General features: G+C 64.8%; 21 protein-coding genes and 1 pseudogene. 14 read left to right on the top strand and 8 right to left on the bottom strand.

The window, feature by feature from the left end:
• The first annotated feature begins 113 nt into the window (after nt 1-113).
• The 3 genes from TVC13_RS15225 to TVC13_RS15215 all read left to right on the top strand — a co-directional run bounded on the left by TVC13_RS15225 (nt 114) and on the right by TVC13_RS15215 (nt 5,935).
• Nucleotides 114-2,963 (top strand): DEAD/DEAH box helicase, encoded by a 2,850-nt coding sequence (locus tag TVC13_RS15225; RefSeq protein WP_422402027.1) that lies wholly within the window; start codon nt 114-116, stop codon nt 2,961-2,963.
• An 84-nt stretch (nt 2,964-3,047) separates the two neighbouring features.
• A complete protein-coding gene (locus TVC13_RS15220; RefSeq protein ID WP_422402026.1) occupies nt 3,048-4,688 on the top strand; it encodes an amidohydrolase in 1,641 nt (546 codons plus the stop codon).
• A 518-nt stretch (nt 4,689-5,206) separates the two neighbouring features.
• Nucleotides 5,207-5,935 (top strand): polyprenol monophosphomannose synthase, encoded by a 729-nt coding sequence (locus tag TVC13_RS15215; RefSeq protein WP_422402025.1) that lies wholly within the window; start codon nt 5,207-5,209, stop codon nt 5,933-5,935.
• A 23-nt stretch (nt 5,936-5,958) separates the two neighbouring features.
• Here the strand turns inward: TVC13_RS15215 and TVC13_RS15210 are convergent.
• The 4 genes and pseudogenes from TVC13_RS15210 to TVC13_RS15195 form a co-directional block, all read right to left on the bottom strand.
• Nucleotides 5,959-6,097: pseudogene (locus TVC13_RS15210) on the bottom strand (RNA polymerase-binding protein RbpA); the annotation flags it as partial.
• 209 nt (nt 6,098-6,306) lie between these two features.
• Nucleotides 6,307-7,317 carry an SPFH domain-containing protein gene (locus TVC13_RS15205; protein ID WP_422402024.1) on the bottom strand — a complete coding sequence of 337 codons (1,011 nt, stop codon included), beginning with the start codon at nt 7,315-7,317 and terminating at the stop codon, nt 6,307-6,309.
• 135 nt (nt 7,318-7,452) lie between these two features.
• Entirely contained in the window at nt 7,453-7,968 is a 516-nt protein-coding gene (locus TVC13_RS15200; RefSeq protein WP_422402023.1) for an NfeD family protein, read from the bottom strand.
• A gap of 190 nt (nt 7,969-8,158) precedes the next feature.
• A complete protein-coding gene (locus tag TVC13_RS15195) occupies nt 8,159-9,037 on the bottom strand; it encodes a putative RNA methyltransferase (RefSeq protein WP_422402022.1) in 879 nt (292 codons plus the stop codon).
• A gap of 95 nt (nt 9,038-9,132) precedes the next feature.
• Between TVC13_RS15195 and TVC13_RS15190 the strand changes: the two genes are divergently transcribed.
• Nucleotides 9,133-11,202 carry a S9 family peptidase gene (locus tag TVC13_RS15190; protein WP_422402021.1) on the top strand — a complete coding sequence of 690 codons (2,070 nt, stop codon included), beginning with the start codon at nt 9,133-9,135 and terminating at the stop codon, nt 11,200-11,202.
• Nucleotides 11,203-11,210: 8 nt separating this feature from the next.
• On the opposite strand, the gene TVC13_RS15185 is transcribed toward TVC13_RS15190, so the two are convergent.
• The gene (locus TVC13_RS15185; RefSeq protein ID WP_422402028.1) at nt 11,211-11,792 is read right to left on the bottom strand and encodes a peptide deformylase; all 582 of its coding nucleotides are present in this window, start codon (nt 11,790-11,792) and stop codon (nt 11,211-11,213) included.
• A gap of 191 nt (nt 11,793-11,983) precedes the next feature.
• Nucleotides 11,984-12,289 carry a DUF4193 domain-containing protein gene (locus TVC13_RS15180; RefSeq protein WP_055241061.1) on the bottom strand — a complete coding sequence of 102 codons (306 nt, stop codon included), beginning with the start codon at nt 12,287-12,289 and terminating at the stop codon, nt 11,984-11,986.
• Nucleotides 12,290-13,082: 793 nt separating this feature from the next.
• Between TVC13_RS15180 and TVC13_RS15175 the strand changes: the two genes are divergently transcribed.
• Entirely contained in the window at nt 13,083-13,874 is a 792-nt protein-coding gene (locus tag TVC13_RS15175; RefSeq protein WP_422402020.1) for an SDR family oxidoreductase, read from the top strand.
• Between the two features lie 94 nt (nt 13,875-13,968).
• On the opposite strand, the gene TVC13_RS15170 is transcribed toward TVC13_RS15175, so the two are convergent.
• A complete protein-coding gene (locus TVC13_RS15170; protein ID WP_422402019.1) occupies nt 13,969-15,024 on the bottom strand; it encodes an alpha/beta hydrolase in 1,056 nt (351 codons plus the stop codon).
• A gap of 269 nt (nt 15,025-15,293) precedes the next feature.
• On the opposite strand from TVC13_RS15170, the gene TVC13_RS15165 reads away from it, so the two are divergent.
• From TVC13_RS15165 to TVC13_RS15150, 4 genes are all read left to right on the top strand, one after another.
• Nucleotides 15,294-15,440: a hypothetical protein gene (locus TVC13_RS15165; RefSeq protein WP_422402018.1), complete on the top strand. Its 147-nt coding sequence runs from the start codon at nt 15,294-15,296 to the stop codon at nt 15,438-15,440.
• 210 nt (nt 15,441-15,650) lie between these two features.
• Entirely contained in the window at nt 15,651-17,069 is a 1,419-nt protein-coding gene (locus TVC13_RS15160; RefSeq protein ID WP_422402017.1) for a glycosyltransferase family 2 protein, read from the top strand.
• A complete protein-coding gene (locus tag TVC13_RS15155; RefSeq protein WP_422402016.1) occupies nt 17,066-17,674 on the top strand; it encodes a hypothetical protein in 609 nt (202 codons plus the stop codon). The genes TVC13_RS15160 and TVC13_RS15155 overlap by 4 nt, the downstream gene beginning before the upstream one ends.
• Before the next feature lie 139 nt (nt 17,675-17,813).
• Nucleotides 17,814-18,161: a UBP-type zinc finger domain-containing protein gene (locus TVC13_RS15150; RefSeq protein WP_422402015.1), complete on the top strand. Its 348-nt coding sequence runs from the start codon at nt 17,814-17,816 to the stop codon at nt 18,159-18,161.
• An 18-nt stretch (nt 18,162-18,179) separates the two neighbouring features.
• Here TVC13_RS15150 and TVC13_RS15145 read toward each other — a convergent pair whose 3' ends face one another.
• Nucleotides 18,180-19,229, bottom strand: coding sequence for a lysylphosphatidylglycerol synthase transmembrane domain-containing protein (locus TVC13_RS15145; RefSeq protein WP_422402014.1), 1,050 nt, complete (start codon nt 19,227-19,229; stop codon nt 18,180-18,182).
• 164 nt (nt 19,230-19,393) lie between these two features.
• On the opposite strand from TVC13_RS15145, the gene TVC13_RS15140 reads away from it, so the two are divergent.
• The 5 genes from TVC13_RS15140 to TVC13_RS15120 are packed head-to-tail and all read left to right on the top strand — an operon-like array spanning nt 19,394 to nt 22,581.
• On the top strand, nt 19,394-20,539 hold the full coding sequence (locus TVC13_RS15140) for an ABC transporter permease (protein ID WP_422402013.1): 1,146 nt from the start codon (nt 19,394-19,396) through the stop codon (nt 20,537-20,539).
• Nucleotides 20,536-21,237, top strand: coding sequence for an ABC transporter ATP-binding protein (locus TVC13_RS15135; protein ID WP_422402012.1), 702 nt, complete (start codon nt 20,536-20,538; stop codon nt 21,235-21,237). The genes TVC13_RS15140 and TVC13_RS15135 overlap by 4 nt, the downstream gene beginning before the upstream one ends.
• A 24-nt stretch (nt 21,238-21,261) precedes the next feature.
• A complete protein-coding gene (locus tag TVC13_RS15130; protein WP_422402011.1) occupies nt 21,262-21,864 on the top strand; it encodes a TetR/AcrR family transcriptional regulator in 603 nt (200 codons plus the stop codon).
• On the top strand, nt 21,861-22,265 hold the full coding sequence (locus TVC13_RS15125; RefSeq protein WP_422402010.1) for a DUF3054 domain-containing protein: 405 nt from the start codon (nt 21,861-21,863) through the stop codon (nt 22,263-22,265). The genes TVC13_RS15130 and TVC13_RS15125 overlap by 4 nt, the downstream gene beginning before the upstream one ends.
• A gap of 34 nt (nt 22,266-22,299) precedes the next feature.
• Nucleotides 22,300-22,581, top strand: coding sequence for an Lrp/AsnC family transcriptional regulator (locus TVC13_RS15120; RefSeq protein WP_091604742.1), 282 nt, complete (start codon nt 22,300-22,302; stop codon nt 22,579-22,581).
• Nucleotides 22,582-22,720: the final 139 nt, after the last annotated feature.

The raw sequence follows: 22,720 nt of genomic DNA, 5'->3' as shown, positions 1-22,720 counted from the left end.
CCCCCCCCCCCCCCCCCCCCCCCCCCCCCCCCCCCCCCCCCCCCCCCCCCCCCCCACCCCCATGCGCGTGCCGGGGGACCAAACCCGCCCCGCGCACCGTCTAGGCTGGAGGTATGACTTCCCCGTCTGAACGGTATTTTGCCGCCAAAGAACGCACCGGCCACGCGCGGACCCGCCTGGGAGTCTTCGAGCAGTCGCTGGGTTTTGATCTTGACCCCTTCCAGCTGGAAGCCTGCCGCTCAGTCGAAGCCGGCCGCGGCGTCCTGGTGGCCGCCCCAACCGGTGCCGGAAAAACCGTGGTGGGCGAGTTTGCTGTCTACATGGCCCTGGAACGGGGCCTAAAGGCCTTCTACACCACCCCCATCAAGGCCCTGAGCAACCAGAAGTACACGGAACTCTCCGCGTCCTACGGCGCAGAAAACGTGGGCCTGCTAACCGGGGATACCAGCATCAACCCGGACGCCCCCGTTGTGGTCATGACCACCGAGGTGCTGCGGAACATGCTCTATGCGAACTCCGACACACTGGACGACCTCGGCTACGTCGTTATGGATGAAGTCCACTACCTTGCCGACCGCTTCCGCGGAGCCGTCTGGGAAGAGGTCATCATCCACCTGCGCTCCGACGTCCAGCTGGTCTCCCTGAGCGCCACCGTCTCCAACGCCGAGGAATTCGGCGCCTGGCTGGACACTGTCCGCGGGGACACCGACGTCGTTGTTACCGAACACCGGCCGGTGCCGCTGTGGCAGCACGTGATGGTGGGCCGGGACATCCTGGACCTGTTTGCCACCGATGTGTCCTTTGATGAGACAGCAGGTGCCGACAACGGCACACCGGGCGCCAACGAGAAGGTAAAGGTCAACCCCGAGCTGCAGGAACTGGCCCGCAGCGAATCCCGGCTGAACCAGCGCGGGCGCTGGGGCGGACCGCGGTCCGGCCCCGGAGGCCGCAAGCCGGCCAACGCCCGCCGCGGTCCTTCAGGCTCCAACGCGCTGACCCGGACGCCGCGCGCCTCCCGGCCGCAGGTGATCAGCCAGCTGGACAAGCGCGGGCTGCTGCCCGCCATTACATTTATCTTCTCCCGCAACGGCTGCGACGGCGCCGTCCGGCAGTGCGTGGACGCCGGGCTCACCCTGACCAGCGAAGCGGAGCGCGCCGTCATCGCCCGGACCGTGGACGAGGCTGCCCGGGACATTCCTGAGGACGACCTGGAAGTCCTGGGTTTCTGGACCTGGCGTGAAGGTCTTATCCGCGGCTTCGCCGCCCACCACGCCGGGATGCTCCCCACTTTCAAGGAAGTGGTTGAGAAGCTGTTCGCCGCCGGACTCGTCCGCGCCGTCTTCGCGACCGAGACACTTGCCCTGGGCGTGAACATGCCCGCCCGCTCCGTGGTGCTCGAGAAGCTGGACAAGTTCAACGGCGAAGCACATGTTGACGTCACGGCGGGGGAGTACACCCAGCTCACCGGGCGAGCCGGGCGCCGGGGAATCGACGTCGAGGGCCACGCCGTTGTGCTCTGGCAGCCCGGGACTGATCCGGCCGCAGTTGCCGGTCTGGCCTCCCGCCGGACCTACCCGCTGAACTCATCCTTCCGTCCCACTTACAACATGAGCATCAACCTCATTGCACAGTTTGGCCGGGACCGGGCACGGGAGATCCTCGAATCATCCTTCGCACAGTTCCAGGCGGACCGCTCGGTGGTGGGCCTGGCACGCCAGGTGCGGTCCCGGGAGGAATCGCTGGCAGGGTATGAGAAGGCAATGACCTGCCATCTGGGGGACTTCACTGAATACGCAGCCCTGCGCCGCCAGCTTTCCGATCTGGAGAGCAACGCCTCCCGGTCCAAGGCCCGCAGCCTGCGCAGCGCTGCCGCCGCGTCCCTGGAAACCCTCCGGCCCGGCGACGTCGTAGACATCCCCGCCGGGCGCAGCCCGGGCTACGCAGTGGTGCTCTCACCGGACTCCGGTGCCCGCGACCCGCGGCCCACCATCCTCACCGAGGACAAGCAGATCCGCCGGCTCCATGTACAGGACCTCGACGGCGCGGTAAACGTGGTCTCCCAGATCCGCATCCCGAAGTCCTTCAACGCGCGTACGCCCAAGGACCGGCGGGACCTCGCCTCGTCCCTGCGCAATGCGCTGCGGGAACACCGCCCTCCGCGTCCGGCCGGAGGCCGCGGCGCATCCCTCCATGCCGGCGGGACGGAACGGCAGGAACAGGCAATCGCGGAGCTGCGCCGGAAGATGCGCGCCCATCCCTGCCACGGCTGCAGCGACCGGGAAGACCACGCCCGCTGGGCTGAACGCTGGTGGAAACTGCGCCGGGAGACGGACACGCTGGCCGCCCAGATCCGGGGCAGGACAAACACGATCGCCAAGACCTTCGACCGGGTCAGTTCAGTGCTGGAGCACTACGGCTACGTAGCTCCCGACTCGGACGGCGTGCTGCAGGTAACGTCCGCAGGGAGCAAGCTGCGCCGGATCTACGGAGAGAAGGACCTGCTGGCGGCCCTCGGGCTGGAGAACGGCGCGTTTGACGACGTCGATGCCGTGGAGCTTGCCTGCCTTGCCACCGCACTGGTGTACCAGCCCAAGCGGGAGGAACGCGGTCTGCGGCCGAAGATGCCCAGCGCCGTCCTGGATGGAGCCGTGGACATCCTGATCCGACAGTGGTCCGAGCTCACTGACCGGGAGGAGGCAGAAAAGCTGCCGGTCACCGGGGAACCCGAGCTGGGACTCGTCTGGCCCATGTACAAGTGGGTCCGGGGCAAGCACCTGCAGGTTGCACTCAACGGCACTGAACTGGCCGCGGGCGACTTTGTGCGGTGGTCCAAGCAGGTCATCGACCTGATCGACCAGCTGGCCAAGGTTACCGAGATACCCGCAGACCTGCGCCGCCGCTGCCGTGAGGCGATCGACCTGATCAAGCGCGGCGTCGTCGCCTACTCAGCCGTAAGCGAATAGGCGCCCGCCGCCCCGGCGCCCGAAACACCCCTCAGCATTCATTTTCAACAGAGCTTCCGCACGATCCACAGAACAGGTGAGTCCTTGAACAGCACGGCCCCGGCCAACGCCCTGACCCTTTACCGCAACGGCTCGGTCTACAGTTCCGCAGACCCGTTTGCCACGGCCATGCTGGTCGACGGCGACACCGTCGCCTGGGTGGGCTCCGAACAGGCAGCCACCTCCATCCAGGACGAGAAGATGCACGTCGTGGACCTGCAGGGCGCGTTGGCGGCCCCCGGGTTCGTGGACTCGCACGTCCACCTCACCGAAACCGGCCTGGCCGCTTCCTCCGTGGACCTCTCCGCGGTGCGCAGCCTGACGGAGATGCTCGACGCCGTGGCGGCCGAAGCTGCCCGCACAACCGGCATCATCACCGGGCACGGCTGGGACGAATCCGGCTGGCCCGACCGCCGGGTGCCCACCGCTGCAGAGCTGGACCGCGCCTCCGGCAACCGCAGCGTCTACCTTGCCCGGGCGGATGTGCACTGTGCCGTGGTTTCCGGAACCCTCGCCGAAGAGCTCGGCCTTGCTGCCCTCGACGGCTGGGAAGACGGGTTTGTGATCCGTGATGCCCATGAAGCTGCACGCACCGTTTCACGCAGCCTGACCCTGGCCCAGCGCGCCCGCTACCAGCGCGCTGCCCTGGACCTGGCGGCGTCGCAGGGCATTGTTGCAGTTGCTGAAATGGCAGCACCGCACATTTCCCCTGTTGAAGACCTCCGCCAGCTGCTTGGCCTGGAAGGAAGCCTCGGCGATGCCCCTGCGCCGCAGATCCTGCCGTACTGGGGCCAGCTGGTACAGAACGAATCCGAGCTCGCGGAGATTGCGGACGCTTTTGACGGCCGGCTGCTGGGACTTGCGGGAGACCTGAACATTGACGGGTCCATCGGTGCCCGCACCGCAGCCCTGCGCTCACCCTACTCTGACGCGCCGGAGACCTCCGGCAGTCTCTACCTCAGCGCCGAACAGGCCGCCCGGCACCTGGAGCTGGCCACCCGCGCGGGCCTGCAGGCAGGGTTCCACGTCATTGGCGACGCCGGCCTCGACACGGTTATCCAGGCACTAGACCTGGCCGCCGAAGCCGTGGGCCAACCTGCCCTGCGGGCCGCCCACCACCGCCTTGAACATCTTGAACTCAGCGACGACACCGCCATCGCTGATCTGGTGCGCCACGGCATTACCGCCAGCATGCAGCCCTCCTTCGACGCTGCCTGGGGAGCAGCCGGCGGCATGTACTCCCAGCGGCTGGGGGAGCGCAGCGCGTCGATGAACCGTTTTGCCGCCCTGCTCTCTGCGGGTGTGCCGGTTGTCTTTGGCTCCGATGCCCCTGTCACCACACTGGATCCCTGGAGCGCGGTCCGGGGAGCCGTCATGCATTCGAACAAGGCCGAGCGCATCTCCGCCCGGGCAGCGTTTATTGCCCACACCCGCGCGGGCTGGCGCGCTGCGGGAACCGGGAACCCCATGCTCGGGCAGCTGGCTCCGGGAACCCCCGCCTCCTTCGCCGTCTGGGAAGCCGACGAACTGATGGTTCAGACACCCGATGCATCGGTGGCTTCCTGGAGCACCGACCCCCGCGCCGGGACCCCGCTGCTTCCGGCGCTGGACACTGAAAAGCTGCCTCGCTGCCTGCAGACGGTACACCTCGGCACAGAGCTGTACCGGGCCCCGGATTTTAGCTAGGTTCCCGAAAAAGATACTGTTCCCAAACCGTGTCTATAGGGCTGTGACCTGCGGAAACGCACTCAAGGTCCTAGTCAGGAAACATGTTGACACCTCCCGCTCAGGACGTAGTCTAGACAGACCGCGGTACGGACCGGCAACGCCGGAATCCGGCTGTTTGGCCCGGGCACGAACGTGTGTGGGGGTGATGGTCCTTCTTCCCGATACGGTTCTTCCCGATACGGTGCGGGGCCGTCTACAGTGACGCGGGCCGGTGAACTCATTCGGGGAACTGAGTGAGCAGCACTGCCAGTCGTTGCAGCACTTAGGGACAGGTTCAACCGTCAGTAGAAAACAGGTCCGGAGACCCCGGAACTGGCCCGAAGACGGCGGAACCTGTCCCTTCGTGTACCCGGCCGCCGCACTACCCGCAGGCTGGTCGAAGCTGCTGTCACCTATACTGGTAATCCTGCCTTCGTCAGCAGTACCCCCTTCCGAGCCGCGATCAGCGCGGCTCGTGTTCGTTGAAAGGCCTTTGAGTGCGCGTCCTCACCATCATCCCCACCTACAACGAGATCGAGTCGCTGCCAAAAACACTGCAGCGCCTGCGCACCGCTGTGCCGGACTCGGATGTGCTGATTGCGGATGACAACAGCCCGGACGGTACCGGCGCCTACGCAGACCAGCAGGCGGCGCTGGATCCGCAGGTCCATGTGCTGCACCGCAAGGGCAAGGAAGGCCTGGGGGCGGCCTACATTGCCGGCTTCCGGTGGGGGCTGGAGAACGGCTACGACGTCCTGGTGGAAATGGACGCAGACGGCTCGCACAAACCCGAACAGCTGCCGCTCCTGCTGGAGGCCTCGGCAGCCGGTGCCGACCTCGTGATCGGATCACGCTGGGTTCCCGGGGGTTCCGTGGTGAACTGGCCGCTGCACCGCAAGCTGCTCTCCCGGGCCGGCAGCACCTACTCCCGGCTGATGCTCGGTATTCCGGTCCGCGACATTACCGCCGGCTACCGCGCCTTCCGGCGAAGCACCCTGGAGAAGCTGGATCTCGCCGCCGTGGAATCGGTTGGCTACGGCTTCCAGGTGGACATGACCTTCCGCGTGGCCCGGATGGGACTGAAGATCACCGAAGTCCCCATCACTTTTGTGGAGCGCGAATTCGGTGCGTCCAAGATGAGCGGCAACATCGTCTTTGAAGCAATCGCGAACGTTACCAAGTGGGGACTGGCCGCCCGCTGGGAGAAGCTCACCAGGCGAAGCTAGGCTTCCCTGGCGGAATTCGAAGTAAACGGCGAAGGTCACGAACACGCGTTCGCCATCCTCGCAGCGGTACTCGACGCGCTGGCGGGGAGCCGGCTCTACACCGGATTCCGTCTCCATGCTCTGCGCACCAAGTCGCATACCCCGCAGGCTACGATCGCTCATTTTTTCTCCCTCATCAGTTTTCGAAGGACCCGTCGGGTCCATCAGTAATGCCCGCTGCCCTCAAGGGCAGCCGTAAAAGCCTGTGCCGGCTGCGCACCGGATGTTCCTTCCGGTTCAACGCGGCAGCCGCTAATCCTGTTCCCGCTGGAATCCAGTTCCCGGCAAACAGTCAATTATAGCGGCCGCTGTGCACGACGGCGACACGCGGGCTAGGGGACCGGGTCCCCGGACCCCAGCCGGAGGCCGGATTCGGTCGGTGCAGCAGGTTCAGCGGCCCCGGTGCCGGCCGCTGCTGTGGTTCCGTTGCTGCCGTTGGCGCGTGCAGATGTGTTCATTGCATCCGGCAGGTAGTCGCCAAGTGCGGAGCCCACGCCGCGCAGCGCCTCACCCAGTTCACTGGGGATGATCCACAGCTTGTTGGAATCGCCCTCGGCGAGCTTGGGCAGCGTCTGCAGGTACTGGTAGGCCAGCAGCTTCTGGTCCGGGTTGCCCTTGTGGATGGCGTCGAACACCTTCTGGATGGCCTGGGCTTCGCCGTCGGCCCGCAGGATTGCAGCCTTGGCGTCGCCCTCTGCGGCTAGGATGGCTGCCTGGCGGCGGCCTTCCGCGGTGAGGATCTGGGACTGCTTGGTACCTTCGGCAGTGAGGATGGTGGCGCGGCGCTCACGTTCGGCGCGCATCTGCTTCTCCATCGAATCCTGAATGGACAGGGGCGGCTCAATCGCCTTCAGCTCAACCCGCGAGACGCGGATGCCCCAGCGTCCCGTCGCTTCGTCCAGGACGCCGCGGAGCTGGCCGTTGATCCGGTCGCGGGAGGTCAGTGCCTCTTCAAGGTTCAGCCCGCCAACCACGTTGCGGAGCGTTGTGGTGGTGAGCTGTTCTACGGCATGGATGTAATTGGCGATCTCATACGTTGCGGCCCGCGCGTCGGTGACCTGGAAGTACACCACGGTGTCGATGGAGACCACCAGGCTGTCCTCGGTGATTACCTGCTGCGGAGGGAAGGAGACAACCTGTTCACGCAGGTCCAGCAGCGGGAGCAGGCGGTCCACGAAGGGGATCAGGATGTTCAGGCCGGGATTCAGGGTCCGCAGGTACTTGCCCAGGCGTTCGACGACGCCGGCACGTGCCTGCGGAATGATCCGGATGGATTTTACGAGGATGACCAGGACAAAAATGACCAGGACAGCCAGGATGACTAACAGGACGGTGGTTTCCATATTCCCCCTTGCTTTGCGGCCGGTCCGTGGTTGGGGTCCAGCCTGGTTCTTGCTCCGTGGCGCGGAGCGTTCGGGGGCCCTGCCGGGTGGCCGGGCGTCCCGAAGTGGTCAGTTGGCGGGCTCTCTTTTCCGGCGTTAACGGAGCCCGGCGGGGCCGCCGTCGTTCTGCTCGCCTGCCGGCAGGCTGCCGGTGGAACGCAGCGGCTCAACCACCGCCGTCGCGCCTTCGATGCGGGTGACGGCCACCTGCTCGCCGGCGGGAAGCAGTGAGCCGTCTCCGGTGCGTGCCGTCCAGGTGTCGCCGCCGATTTTCACGGTCCCCGTCCGCGAACCGACGGGTTCAAGGGTCACTGCGGTGTCACCGATCAGACGGTCGATGTTTGAACGCTGTTCCTTGCTTCCGGTTTTGAGGTGCTTGAGGGCAGCGGGCCGGACCAGGACAATCATCAGCAGCGCCACGACGCAGAAGACGACTACCTGCAGGAAGAGGGGTGCGGAGAGAACGGCGGCAAGCATGGCAGCCAGGGCGCCAACGGAAAGCATGGCGAAGAAAAGGTCCAGTGTGAGGGTCTCGATAGCCGCGAACCCCAGAAAAAGCACCAGCCAGAGAACCCAGCCATAGTCGACGAGCCAGTTGTACAGTTCCTGCATGATTTTCCCTCCGGCTCCGTCTGTCCCGGTGCCGGGATGCTGCAGAGCCGTTCAGCGCCGGGCGGAGTGGTTAGTTGCGGGCCTTGTGGCTTATTCTGCCTGATAAACGCCGGTTTACCTAGGCGCATCAGGTTACGGGCGTGCCACGATTCTGCGCCGCGGTTGGGGCACCCCGGCAGCTGTTCCGGCGTCAGCCCCGGTCAGGGCCGGGTACCCGGAACTGCTGAAGCGAAAACGCAGCGCTCACCTGCAGGGGGAACTGCATCCCTGCGAGGGTGCCGGCGAGGGCGTCCGCGTCGACGTGATGCGCCGACGGCCCCATCAGGACCACGTTCTCGATGTCGGTGCGGCTGAGGGACATCAGGAACTCAAGATGCTCGGCAGGTCCTGCCTCGAAGCCGGATCCCAGTGACTGGGCTACCCGGGCTTCCTTTTCGCCGCCAATCTCCAGCATCCCGGCCAGAGACCTGATTTCCTGCAGATGACCGGGCAGGGGGGTGACCACCAGGAGCCTGCCTCCCGGTGCGAGCACCCGGCGGAACTCATCCGCGTTCCGCGGCGCAAAAACATTAAGCAGCACATCGGCAGCGCCGTCAGCCAGCGGCAGCGGGCGCCATACATCCCAGACCAGTGCATATCCCTCGGGCAGCACCCGCGCGGCGCGGCGGAGTGCGAACTTCGAGATGTCCAGCGCAACGGCCATGGAGGCGCCTGTCGCCTGCTGTACTTCGCGGAGATAGTACCCCGTGCCGGCACCGGCATCGAGCACCACCGGGCCGGCTTTTGCACCGGTGCCCGTCCGGGCGCCGGCGCCGGCTGCGAGGTCGGCCAGCCTGCGTGCCAGCGGCGCGTAATGCCCGGCCGCAAGGAAATCGGCGCGGGCCTGGACCATCTGCGCCGTGTCTGCCTGAAATTTGGTGCCCGCGCCGGTGAGCAGGTTGAAATAACCCTGTTTGGCGGCATCGAACCGGTGCCCGGAAGGGCAGCTGAGCCGGGTCCGGGCAGCATCCCGCTCGAGGTCACCGCCGCAGTTCGGGCAGGTCAGAAGGCGGCGTTCTCCGGAGGGCATATCCCAATCTTAGGCCGCGCGGGAAAAAGGAACTGAACCACAGCTGCGCGGAAGCCCCGGCTGGGGACCGCTTGGATATTGCTAGGCTCGGTGCCATGAAACCCAGTGATTTGGATCTCCTGAACTCCGTCTCCGAACCTTCCCTCAGCCCCGACGGCACCCATGCCGTGGTCTCCGTACAGCGGCCCGATTTCGCGGCCGATTCCTACGTCGGCCAGCTGTGGAGCGTGAGGCTGGACGGGTCTGCACCGCGGCGGCTGACCCGCGGCTTCAGCGACTCCTCACCCCGGTACTCCCCGGACGGGTCCCTGATAGCTTTCCTGCGTTCGGCACCAAGTGTTCGCCCCCAGCTTTACGCCATGCCTGCCGCGGGCGGGGAGCCGGTCCAGCTCACTGACCGGCATCTGGGCGTGTCCTGGTTCCGCTTCTCACCGGACTCCGCACGGATTGTCTTTTCCTCACGCGTTCCGGAGCAGGGACGGTACGGAACGCTCGACGGCGTCCCCGCGGGAGCAGAAGATCCCCGTTTGATCACCACCCTGAACTACCGGATGAACGGTGCCGGGTACACCCGGGACAAGTTCGTCCAGGCCTTTATCCTGACGCTGCCTGACCTCACTGCCGAGCCCTTCATTCCGCCCGTGGGCCGGGCCGCGGACAACCCGGACCGGGATCAGGTTCCCACCGGACTGCCTGAGGCCCAGCAGCTGACCAGTTGGGATGCCGACGTCCAGAATCCGGTCTTCAACGCCGACGGATCCTCGGTCCTGTTCACCGCGGCGCTCCATGAGGGCGCCGACACCGACCTGGTTACGGATGTGTACGAACTCCGTGCCGACGGAACGGGGGAGCCGCAGCGGCTGACCAACCTCGCCGGAGACCGGCTGACCGTATCCCATCCCGTCCAAAGCGCCGACGGCGAGTGGCTGTACTACCTGGGCCAAAACGTATCCGGGTCCGGACTGGACTTCGTGGCCCGCAACACCGCCCTGTACGCCGCACCAATGGCCGATCCGGCAGCTGCAGTGCGGCTCACGGATCCGGAGGGCATGGACCTTGCGGGAGGCGGAATCCTTCCTGCCGGAGGGAACGGTGTACTGGTCTTCAACCTCAGCCGCGGGGCCTGCGAGCTGCTTCGGGTTAACCGGGCCGGTGAGTTCAGCACGCTGGTCTCCGGTCCGCGGGTGGTAACCGGTACGGCAGAAGCTTCGGGCGCCGTCGTAGTCACCTTTACCGACCAGCAGACCGGCGGAGACGTCGCACTGGTGGATTCCACTGAGCCGAACGGGCTGCGGGTCCTCACGGACTTCTCCGCCGCTTTCCGGGAGAAGGCAGGTGTGCTGCCGCTGCTGGAGGAGACCCACCCTTCTGCGGACGGCTACCCGGTCCACGGCTGGGTCGTCCTGCCGGAGGGTGAAGGACCGCATCCGGTGCTGCTGAACATCCACGGCGGACCGTTCTCCCAGTACGGCTGGGGATTGTTTGATGAAGCCCAGACCTATGCTGCCGCGGGCTACGCGGTCCTGATGTGCAACCCGCGGGGCTCTTCCGGCTACGGCCAGGAGCACGGGCGGGCCATCAAGGAGGCAATGGGAACACTCGACCTGCAGGACGTGCTCGGGTTCCTCGAAGGTGCTCTTGCCTCGCATCCGGAGCTCGACGGCGCCCGGCTGGGCGTCATGGGCGGTTCCTACGGCGGCTATCTGACGGCCTGGACCATTTCCCAGGACCACCGGTTCACCGCCTCAATCGTTGAACGGGGTTTCCTGGACCCGCTGTCCTTTATCGGCTCCTCGGACATCGGCTGGTTCTTCTCGGAGGCCTACACCGGATCCGATCCGGCCAAGGTGAAAGCGCAGAGCCCGTTTGCCCAGGTTGAAAAGGTCTGCACTCCGACCCTTGTTATTCACTCCGAAGAAGACCTGCGCTGCCCGGTGGAGCAGGCACAGCGGTACTACACGGCGCTGAAGCTGCGGGGAGTGCCCACGGAGCTGCTGCTCTTCCCGGGAGAGAACCATGAGCTGTCCCGGACCGGCACACCATGGCACCGCCGCCAGCGGTTTGAGCACATTCTCCGCTGGTGGGCCAGGTGGCTCCCGACGCCGGCGAATCCGGGTTCCGAAACTTCCGCCAAGGACAGCGAACCCGCTGCCGCAGGAGTCTAGCCGGACTCCTAGAAACCCAGCCCGCGCCGGGCTTCTCCGATATCCGGGGAAGCCCAGCGCGGGTATTCGGCGTTTGAGCTCAGCGACCGGGTGAGGACCTTGTCCACATAGACAATCCCGTTGAGGTGGTCGGTTTCGTGCTGGACGATCCGCGCCGGCCATCCGGTGAAGGTGCGCTGCCGGGGCGTGCCTGACTCGTCGTCGTAATCCAGGCGCACCGAGCGGTGCCTTTCCACGACTCCCTGGTAGCCCTCAAAGGAGAGGCAGCCCTCGTAGAACGCGGCGGTCTGCCCGTCCAGGGCCTCATAACGCGGGTTGATGATGGTAAAGAATTCAAGCGGAGTGCGTTCGCGCACTTCCGCCGTCTCCGGGTCCGGGGCATAGGCGTCTTCCAGCACGGCGATGCTCAGCGGTATGCCGATCTGCGGTGCGGCCAGCCCGACGCCGGGCGCGTGGTGCATAACCCGGCGCATCAGTTCAATAAGGGCCGGCAGTTCGTCATCGCGCAGCTGACCCGTGTAGGGAGCCGCCGACTGCCGCAGTACCGGATGGCCAAGCTGGACGATGGGTACAAGGTCCTGTTCCAGCATCGGCAGGACCAGGGAACGGATGTCGGCGGGGGACTCCGCGGCGCCGGGTTCGTAGATCACGGGTCCATCTTAGTGCCGCGCTGCGTGCGGAAGCCCGGGGCAGCCTGCCCGCCGGGCCTTAAACCCAAAAGCAGGTCCCGGGCATCACTGCCCGGAACCTGCCTGGTTAATCTCTGTGCGGGGGAGGACTCTTAGCCTTCGCAGTCCACGCAGTACTTGTCGCCGTTCTTCTTCTCCAGCGCAATCTGGGAACGGTGGCGGACCAGGAAGCAGGACATGCAGGTGAACTCGTCAGCCTGTGCCGGAACAACCTTGATCAGCAGTTCTTCACCGGAAAGGTCCGCACCCGGAAGGTCGAATCCGTCGATGGCGTCGGATTCCTCGACGTCGATAACCGCCGTCATCGCTCCGCCGCGCTGCTGGGCCTTCAGCCCCTCCAAAGAGTCCGTGGGCTGGTCTTCTTCTTTGACGCGCGGTGCATCGTAATCGGTAGCCATGTGTAGTGCTTATCTCCTGAAATTGTGGGGGGGTTCGAGCGTAGATCATATAGGTGAAGCCGCATAACACACCAAACGGCATCTGAATAGGTCTTTCTATGGCCTAAGCCGCCGACCCCTAACGGTTCGTCCCGGGCGTCCGATGGTGTTCGGGTGCAGCGCGGGCTGCGTTCTGCAGCCCGAACCGCGGGCCGGTGCCGTGCAGGAGCGGGGAAACTGCGCGCGTTCTCCGCCTTCCTGCAGGTCAACGCCCCGTACAACGTCTCACCCTGCACAAATGTTCCCGGTGCCACTGAGAGGCGTTATGTAAAGCTGGCGCGGCCGGCGAACCAGACGGCGGGGGAGATTATGTCAACCAGAAACCAGCCGGGTGATCGGGCCAAACATGACCAAAAACACGTGAGGTACCTTCGCCGAAAACGGGCTTCCGGGCCGCCGGGCTCGACCGGTGATAATCCGGAACGGCCGGACAACTTTCGCGGAGCAGTTGAAAAACGCCGCTCGGCGGGCCGCTAAAGGCGGCGGCGGGGCTTGGTACAAATGGCCTCCGGGGGACCCTCCCCGGGAAGCTAGCCAGTGCGCCGATAATCTACATTATGTCAACTAGCGTTTCGGAAGCGGTCCCCTGCACCCGGAGCCGGCCCCGTTGCAGGGTTCCTTCCGTGGCCGGACGGCCAGGCAGGAAACACGCCGGAACCGTTTACTGCCATAGACAGAACCGATTGTGCCTCCGCCGGGACCGGCATCGCTGTCACCCCGTATACCACGCCCTGAGCGAGAGTAATCTCGAAGTATGACTACACGTACTTATATCGTCACAGGATCTGCTTCCGGCATTGGCGCAGCAACAGTGCAGCTGCTCAAAGAACGCGGCAACACCGTTATTGGCGTTGACCTGCGCAATGCCGAGGTGGAAGCCGACCTCAGCACCCCCGAGGGACGCCAGATCGCTGCCGACCGCGCGGTTGAACTCGCCGGCGGCAACGTAGACGCGGTGATTGCCTGCGCCGGTATCTCCGCGCCGGTTCCGCTGACCGTCTCCGTGAACTTCTTCGGAGTCACCGAATTCCTGGACCGGCTGGCTCCGGTGCTGGCACGCAGCGAGGCGCCGCGCGCCGTCGTCGTCAGTTCCATGGCCTCCCTGCAGCCCAACTCCCCCGAACTGGTCGATGCCATGCTGGCCGGCGATGAGGCACTGGCGCGCCAGATTGGCCAGAAGCTGGCCGACCAGGGTCCGCAGATCGGTTACCTCAATTACCCGTCCTCGAAGCGTGCGCTCAGCCGCTGGGTCCGCCGGGCCTCGGTCAGCGACCTCTACGCCGGCAACAGCATCCCGCTGAACGCCGTGGCACCGGGCACCGTGCTGACCGCCATGACCAAGGAACTCCTGGCCACCCCCGAGGGCGTCAAGATGGTGGACGAGAACGTTCCGATGCCGCTGAACGGCCACTCCGAGCCCGTTGTCATCGCCCGGCTTCTTGCCTGGCTCGCCAGCGAAGAGAACTCCCATCTCGCAGGCCAGACCATTTACTGCGACGGCGGCGCGGACGCTACCCTGCGCGGCGACGACATCTGGCAGTCCTAGCGCCTGACGGTTCTGCTGCAAAGCACAATGCCGGCCCGCGTCCTAAAAAGCGGGCCGGCATTTCCGTCTATCCGGGATGCCGCTTGCCTGCCGGCTAGGCCGTGGCCTGGAAATCCGAGCGCACCGGTACCGGCACGGCTCCGGTCACCGTATCCAGGAAGTTGAGAGTGTCCGCCAGGACTATCCGGGCATCCCTGAGCTGCAGCTTGAACTGGAATTCATGCCCCAGTGCGGGTTTATGCTCCTTGGGCCAGAACCGCCGGACAACCGGCACACCAAGTTCCTGAAGTCTGTCCGCCAGTGGCCTGGACTGCTGGTCGGTGAGGTAGTCGGCGTTGCCGCCGGAAATGAACGTGGGAGGGAAGTGCTCCCCCACGTGCTCAAGGATGGACATGTGTTCAGCTGCCTGTGTCGATGCCCAGTCCTTGGAGCCGGTGTAGGCCCATAGCGCCGTGCGGAATCCCCAGCCAAGCGGTCCCGTGAGCTTTGCCATCGTCTTCAGGTCGTAAACCCCGCAGAACAACAGCATTCCGCACAGGTGTTCGGGGGCGGCAGCCGGTGTTACGCCGGTGCGGGCAGCGTACTCCGGGTCCGTGATGATCAGGGCCAGCTGGGATGCGAGCTGTGCGCCTGCAGAGTCTCCGGCAAGAATGATGCGGTTCGGATCGATGCCGTACTCCCCCGCATGTTCACGCAGATAACCCAGTGCCTGGTTCAGTTCGATGACAGCCTGCGGATAGCTGGCCTCAGGCGAGATCGAATACCCAACACCCGCCACCGCGTAGCCTTGGCCTGCCAGGATTTCCAGATACGGAGCGACGTTCTCCTTGGACCCTGAAATCCAGGCGCCTCCGTGCACCCACACCACAACGGGGTGCGGTCCGGCACCGGATTCGGTGGGCAGGAACACGTCCATGGACTGACGCGGGGACCTTCCCAGATAGGGAAGGGAGCGGTGGGCCAGGACTCCCCCGGACGGTACGTGTTTGCGCAGCTGGCGCAGCTGCACCTTTCCCCCGCTGGAGAACACCCCGCGGATAAACAGGGCCGAAGGTCTTGGGTCTTTTTGGATAGCAGTTGCGGCCAGTGTTCCGGCTGCGGCTACGGCTGAAGCCATGAACCCTGCTGCCGCGAGGGGCAGAATTTTCATTTTTTCAGCGTAGGACTTGCCCCTGAACAGCCCCGGGCGCGAACCCGCACCATTCATGGCGACACGAGGTGCTGCCGTGGCCAGATTCACCACCGGCTGTGCCGCGCCCGACATGCCCGCGGGCACCCCATTGAGCGCCGCTATTGCCTTCCCCACACCGGCGCGCAGCGAAAATCACGGCCTGCCGGTTGGCTTCGCCGCACGTCAGCGAAGCAGACTAAAACTACCCATGCCAGCGCTGTCCTGCGAAGGAGAAGGAACAGGGAATTATGCGCAAGATCAATGCCAGCCGCAATTGGCTGATGCACCAGGTCCCCGACGGACTGCTTGGAAAGACCGCACGGCTCTCCAAACCGGTGCAGGGAACCCTGCTGACACTGCTGGCCGCGGCTGCGGTCCTGGTCCAGTTGCTTTGAGACTGCCTGCCCGGTTATCCAGTTAACTGGGCATCCTGCACCCGTATAGCCCAACTCCCCCGCCCTGACTACCTGTACTGCGCTTTTATCATCTGGACAGGGTCCAAATTGAGCAATTCCTGCGGGAAACTTTCGACTACTCGAGTATTTCCACTGCAAGGATTGCCAGTGCAGAAGCAGTGAGGCTAAAGAGGCCTGGAGGAAGGCTCCATGATCACGACCCGGGAAATACCCAACTCGGACTACTTGAACGTAGTTCAACGAAAAATCGTAGAAAAATCGTCGGCACGGGCGACCATTGCCTGCGTAATACCGGCGTATAACGAAGAGGACACCATAGTCGAAGTCCTCAATGCAATCCTGAAGCAGACCCGGTTGCCTGACGTCATCCACGTCGTTATCAACAACACCGACGATGAGACGTTTTACCTTGCCAGAGAGTTCGCCGGACCCCATGAACACACCTATCAGGACCTGACGTACCAGACGGAAGTTTTTGTCCACGATATTGGCGTAAACACCGACAAGAAGGTGGGAGCCCTCAATTACGGGTTCAGCCAGGTCTGCGATGACTATGATTATTTCCTGGGTGTTGACGGGGACACAATCCTCGACAAGCACGCCGTCGAGCATCTGGAAGAAGAAATTCTGAGCGATCCCCGGGTAGGGGGAGTTTCGGCAATTTACACCGTCGCTGAACCAAAAAAGGGTTTCATTTCCAAATTCCTTACCACCGGTCAAAGAGCGCAGTTTGCTGCATTCAATATGGACAATCTTCTCAGGGGCCGGAACATGGCGGTCCTCGGCGGCCAGTGCTCCATCCTGTCCATGGACGCCCTAAAGAACGTCATGGTGGACAACCGCCAGGCCACACCGTGGGTCAAGGACTCCGAAGTCGAGGACTCCCTGCTCTCGCTCCAGATTAAGAACATCGGCTATGCCACGAAAATCTCTGCCCGGGCACGGGCGTCCGTGGGCGGAATGGAGACCCTGCGCGCATTGGACGGCCAGCAGGTGAAGTGGAACTACGGTGCGATCGACCTGATGTGGCCGGGGCAGCGGAGCAACACTCCTGGCCAGCCGATGCATCCCAACCTGAGGCTGCGGTGGAGCGAGAACGTCTCGATGCTCTTCAACATCGTTACCCGAATGGGTTTTATCCTGCTGCTTGCCGCCGCGCTCAGCATTGGTGCCTACGTGTTCTACTGGTTCTGGCTCATCCCGCCCCTGGTTGCCGTGATCCTCAACCTGCGCATCGCACTGTCCATCCAGGACCGGAGTGCAAGGGATATTGCCTTCGCGTTATTTGCCTTCCCGGCTGAGCTCTATCTCTGGCTCCGGATCGGACACTTTGTCCGGGCCTGGGCGAAGTTCTTTTCCAGCCAGCAAACTGACAACTGGGCCGCCCAGGCCAGAGCGGAACGCGGGGCCGGCTACGGATTCCTGATGCCCGCCCTCGTGGCCCTGGTGATCATCGCTGGGCTCACGTTCGCATGGCTCAACCTTCCCGGGTCCCTGCAGTCCGCAGTCCTGGCCATCGGCTGGCCGATCCTGTACATCACCACGCTTGTCCAGACACTGTTCATGCTGCGCAAGGCACTGCGGCGGCACCGGGGGTTCAAAGTATGACCGCCGTAAACCGCCCGGCACCCGCAGCACGCCGCATCATCGGCAGCGCGGCCGCCCTGGCACTGATGCTGGGACTGCAGGCCTGCTCCTTCCCCGGCTTTCCTGCCAGCAGCGAAGCAAAGGCAAACTCCGACGAAACCCCGAATCCGGGCCCCGTAGCCGAAAACGAGCTGGCACAGGGCTCCACCAGCCACCGCCTTGGGGCAGCTTCACACACTCTCGTGCTGGACTACTGGACCAATGAGAACCCGGCCAGCTGGACGACGGAGTCCTCTCCGATCATCAATGTCAGCCTGAAGATCGACGGCGCACCGGGTCCGGGAGCTGTCCGGGTCACCCGCTTTAACGCCAGGGTGGATGCACTCGGCGTAGAACTCACGAATGACCAGGGAAGCTTCGCGCTGGAACCGCCGTATGCCTACACCTCCGGCTTCGCGCTCCCGGCCAACCCCTCGGCAGCAAGCACTACGGTTCTGTTCACCATCGATCTGCTGACCGAGACGGAACCCGGCAGCGGGATCTTCACCCGGCAAACGGTCCTGGACACACTCACCATTGGTTACTCAGGTAAGGTGCCCGGCGCCGCCGCGGAGCCGGCACCCTAGCGCGGGAGTTGGGTGGTGCGCTGGTTGCGCCCGGCCTGACCGCCGCTGCGCCCCCGGATTTTGCCGTCACCCGCTTCTGCGGTGCGGCGCGGATGGCTAGTGTGGTCTGACTTCTGCAGTGTCATCAAAGGAGGCCGCCATGGAATCCGTGCCAGGCATCGATCCCGCAGTTCCGCCCACGGGGCCCGGCTGCGTGGAGTGCACTGAGGCCGAAGGGTGGTGGTTCCACCTGAGGCGCTGTGCTTGGTGCGGCCACATTGGGTGCTGCGACACATCACCCGGCCAGCACGCCACCGCCCACGAACAGGCCACCGGGCATCCGGTTATCCGGAGCTACGAACCGGGTGAAAACTGGTTCTACAGCTATCCTCAGGATGCCCCGATCACCGGACCGCAGCTGGCCCCGCCCCAAGCGCATCCGGCAGACCAGCCTGTGCCCGGACCGGCCGGGCGCGTACCCCCGGACTGGATGGACCAGCTGCACTAGTCTGGCCTACCACCGGGCTCACTGGACACGCGCACCGGATTGCCTGCCGCCGCGCAGCACGCCGAAGCGCAGCGAGAGCCAGGCCAGCCCGCCGACGGGTATAGGGAGCCAGAAATTGAGGATCCGCCAGGACAGGACCGCCAGGACAGCCGCTTCGTTGGGTGCGCCGAATCCGGCCAGCGTGGGCACAAGGACGCCTTCGACCAGTCCCACTCCCCCGGGAGTTAGAGGAGCGAGTGCCACGAGGTTCGCCAGTGAGTAGGCAATAAGCAGCTCGCCGGGCCCCAGCGGATGCCCGAAGGCGGCAAGGAATGTCCACAGGCAGGCGGCGTCGAAACCCCAGTAGCAGGCTGTGAGCACAACCGCACCGGCCAGGCGCCGCGGATCCCTGCGGAACATCGCGGTCTCTGCCGCCATGGTCCGCACGAACCTTTCTGCAGATTCGGGTTTGATGATCCGGACCAGCCGCGCCGCCCTGCGTGCCGCCCGGACGGCCGCGCCCAGATGCCGGTCCAGCACCGAAAGAACCGCCAGGCTCAGCGCAAGGAGCACCAGCACCGTGATACCGGCAATCACGAAGTACCGGTTGGTCCGCACCTCGCCGAGCGCGGTGAGCACTCCAACCCCAAACAGGACCCCGAGCAGCAGGTTGGCTCCAACCACCTGGACCATCGCTGCGCTCAGCGCATTCTGCGAACGTACCCCCGACTTGGTCAGAAGCTCATAGCGCAGTGCAGCCGAGGTTGTCCCGCCGCCGGGCACAACATGGTTGACGGCGAGATCGCTCAGGTCAATCCGCAGCAGGGTGAAGTACCGGGGTTTAACGGAGCCCGGAAGCACCACGGAAGTCAGTGCGCTGTAGCAGCACAGCGAAAGCACCTCCAAGACCCCCGCAACCACCAGCAATACCACCGGCAGGCGCTGCATGGCACTGATGACGCTGTCCGAGCCGAGGATCTGCGGAAGCACCACGTACTCGAACACCAGAAGCATGACGACGGCAACGCTGATCCACCGCACAGCCCGGGAATGCCGCAGGCGGTGCCACGCTTCCCGCACCTTAGTCACCTTCCAAGCACAGCAGAGCAAGTGCCCGGCCGATAGCCGCTGTGGTTCTTCCGCCCGCCAAAGGGCTTCCGCGTTTGGCTGTGCGGGATCATGGTGACATCATGTTGGTATGTTCCTGACTGAGCGTCAGCAACTTACATACCCAAACAATCAAGGGGTTTCACATGTTCCTAGCGCTGCGCGAACTGCGTTTCGCTCGGGCCCGGTTCGGACTAATGGGCGGCGTCATCGCCCTCATTGCCGTTCTGATGGTCCTTCTCTCCGGCCTGTCATCCGGGCTCGTAAATGACGGAGTGTCCGGCCTTAAGGCCATGCCGGCATCGGCGATTGCCTTCAACGAGGGCACCAAAACCGACAATGCCTTCTCCCGCAGCGTCGTCGATCCTTCCCAGGCCGAAGCCTGGAGCACCCAGGACGGTGTAGAGGAAGTCACCATGCTGGGTTCCACGATCGTTAACGGCGCCACCGAGGACGGCACGCAGGTTGACCTGTCCCTCTTCGGCATCGACACGGATTCCTTCCTCGCCCCCGCTGTTGGCGAAGGACACGAAGTCCAGGCCCCCAATGAGATCGTTGTCTCTTCCACCGCAGAAGACGCAGGCATCGAACTCGGTTCGGTCATCACCCTGGACCGCCTCGATGTCGAACTGACCGTTGTCGGTTTCACTGACGGCCAGGCAACCTTCGGCCACGTTGACATGGCTTACCTGCCCCTTCAGACCTGGCAGTACATCGCAAGCGGACAGTCCCAGCCCGGCGCACCGGCCGAGGCCGACATTGCCGCTGTGGACTTCGACACCGCCAGCGCCCTCGCCATCAAGGCTGAAGACGGCGCAGACCTGGACTTCGCTGCCGGTGACGCCGCCGCGGGCACCGTCACCTCCACCCTGGAAGACTCGTTCGACGCTTCCCCCGGCTACACAGCCGAGACGATGACGCTCGAAATGATCCAGGTCTTCCTCTACGCCATCTGCGCCCTGGTTGTCGGTGCTTTCTTCACGGTATGGACAATCCAGCGCAAGCATGAGCTGGCAGTACTCCGCGCCGTTGGTGCCTCCACCGGCTACCTGCTGCGCGACGGCATCTTCCAGGCTGTAGTCATCCTGGTCCTGTCCACCGCGGTCGGCGTAGCAGCAGGCCTCGGCATGGGCGCATGGCTCTCCGGAAGCGCCATGCCGTTCGCACTCGAGGCCGGCCCCATCTCCACCGCCACCGCAGTGACGATCATCATGGGCGTCCTCGGTGCCGCAATCGCCATCGTCCGTATTTCCCGGGTTGATCCCCTGGCTGCCCTAGGAGGACAGCGATGAGCACACAAACCAGCACCTCTGGCGCGAAGGTCGGCACCCGCGGCCTGCGCATTGAGAACGCCAACATGGCCCTGGGCGACGGCGAAAGCACCGTTCAGGCCCTGGACAACGTGTCCCTGACCGTAGAACCGGGCGAACTCGTCGCCGTCGTCGGCCCCTCAGGCGCCGGCAAGTCCTCGCTGCTGGCAGTCGCCGGCGCCCTCGCCACACCGGACAGCGGACTGGTAAGCGTCAACGGCACCGACATCTCCACCCTCAGCAAAGCTGCCAAGGCCCGGTTCCGGCTGGAGAACATCGGCTTTGTGTTCCAGTCCGGCAACCTGATCCCCGCTCTGACTGCCTCTGAACAGCTTGAGCTGATCCACCGGATGGCCAAGATGAAGGGGAAGTTCAACCCCAGGCAGCTGCTCGACGCCGTCGGCATGGGCCACAAGCTCGGCAGCCGCCCCGACCAGCTCTCCGGCGGTGAACGCCAGCGCGTCGGCATTGCCCGCGCACTGGTGTCGAAGCCGTCACTCCTGCTGGTGGACGAGCCCACGGCCGCCCTGGACCGCAAGCGCAGCCAGGATGTTGTGGAGCTTCTTGCCCGGGAGACCCATGAGTTCGGGGTTGCTACTGTTATGGTTACCCACGACCACGACGTCCTCCACCACTGCGACCGCGTCGTAGAGATGGTTGACGGACGGCTCGCAAGCTAGACACTGCACGAACAGGAGGGCTCTTTGCCCCGCATTACCGCGCCGACGGTGGCTGAACACCGTGCCGCACAGCAAAGGGCCCTCCTGGATGCCGCAAGGACGCTCCTGGCCCGCACCGGCGAAGCACCCAGCATGGCTGAGGTGGCGGCGCTGGCCGGGCTCGCAAGGCCCAGCGCCTACCAGTACTACAAGTCCCGCACCGATCTGCTTAATGCACTGGTCATGGACGTCTTTCCCCGCTGGGCACAGCGCGTGGAAGACGCCATGAGCGCCGAGAAGGAGCCCGCTGACCGGATCCTTGCATACGTCCTCACGAACATCGCCCTGGTTGACGAGGGCGAACATGCCGTGGGCAGCGCCCTGGCGTCCGTGGCCCCCAGTGAGGAACTCGACGCGCAGAGTGCCCGTATGCACCAGGCGATCCTGGACCCGCTGGTAGGAGCGTTGAAGGACCTCGGAGCGGAAGACCCAAACAGCACTGCCGAACTCATCAACGCCATCGTGCACACCGGAACCCGCCTCCTGGAGTCCGGGAAGGACCTGCAGCAGGTCGGACGCCTTGTCCGTGAACTCCTCGGCCCGTACATCCGCGAACACGGCGGCAGCACTGCCGGAGCCGGCCAGTGAACCGCAGAACCCGCCTCTGGCCCGTCCAGCTGGCCGCCGACGTCGTACTCATCATCGTTTTTGCGGCACTGGGCCGGGACACACACGCCCACGGCGTGGATCCCGCCGGTGTCCTTATCACTGCATCCCCCTTCATTGCTGCCGCACTGGCAGCATGGGCGCTGCTGCGCCTGTGGCGCCGTCCGGCAGCTCTTTGGCCCCACGGGGTGATCCTCTGGCTGGTAACCGCCGGCGGCGGACTGGCCGTGCGCGCCCTGGCCGGCGGCGGCACCGCCGTCAGCTTCCAGCTGGTCACCTTTGGCGTGCTGGGCGCTTTCCTGCTTCTGCCGCGCCTTGCCGCTTCACTTGTCACGCGCAGGCACACCCGGCCCGATTCAACTAGGCTCATAAACAGGGCCTGACACCGGCGCCCTGCAGGAGAAGGAAAGGCAAGCCATGATCACCGCTTTCGTACTCATCCAGACCGACTCGGCCCGGATCCCGGAGTGCGCGGAGGAAATCTCCGAGATTGAAGGCATCAGCGAGGTCTACTCGGTCACCGGAGAGTGGGACCTGATTGCGATCGCGCGCGTCCGCCGCCACGAAGACCTGGCCGACGCCATTGCCAACCGTCTTTCCAAGGTCCCGGGCGTGATCGGGACCACCACCCAGATCGCCTTCCGGGCTTACTCGAAACACGACCTCGACGCCGCGTTCTCGCTGGGCTTCGACGGGTAGTTAGGCCCGTAAAACACCGGATTTGCCTGGCTTGAGGGTGCCGGAGGCAACGTTTGGGTAACGAATTAACCCTGTAATACGCGTCATTCCGGGCCCTAACAGGAGGGGGGGGGGGGGGCCCCCCGCGGCGCCGCCCCCC

The organism is Arthrobacter sp. 3Tela_A (assembly GCF_049311025.1).
Taxonomy (GTDB): domain Bacteria; phylum Actinomycetota; class Actinomycetes; order Actinomycetales; family Micrococcaceae; genus Arthrobacter_B.
Note: the sequence above shows the minus strand (reverse complement) of the source record. Positions and strands in the feature narration are given on the sequence as shown.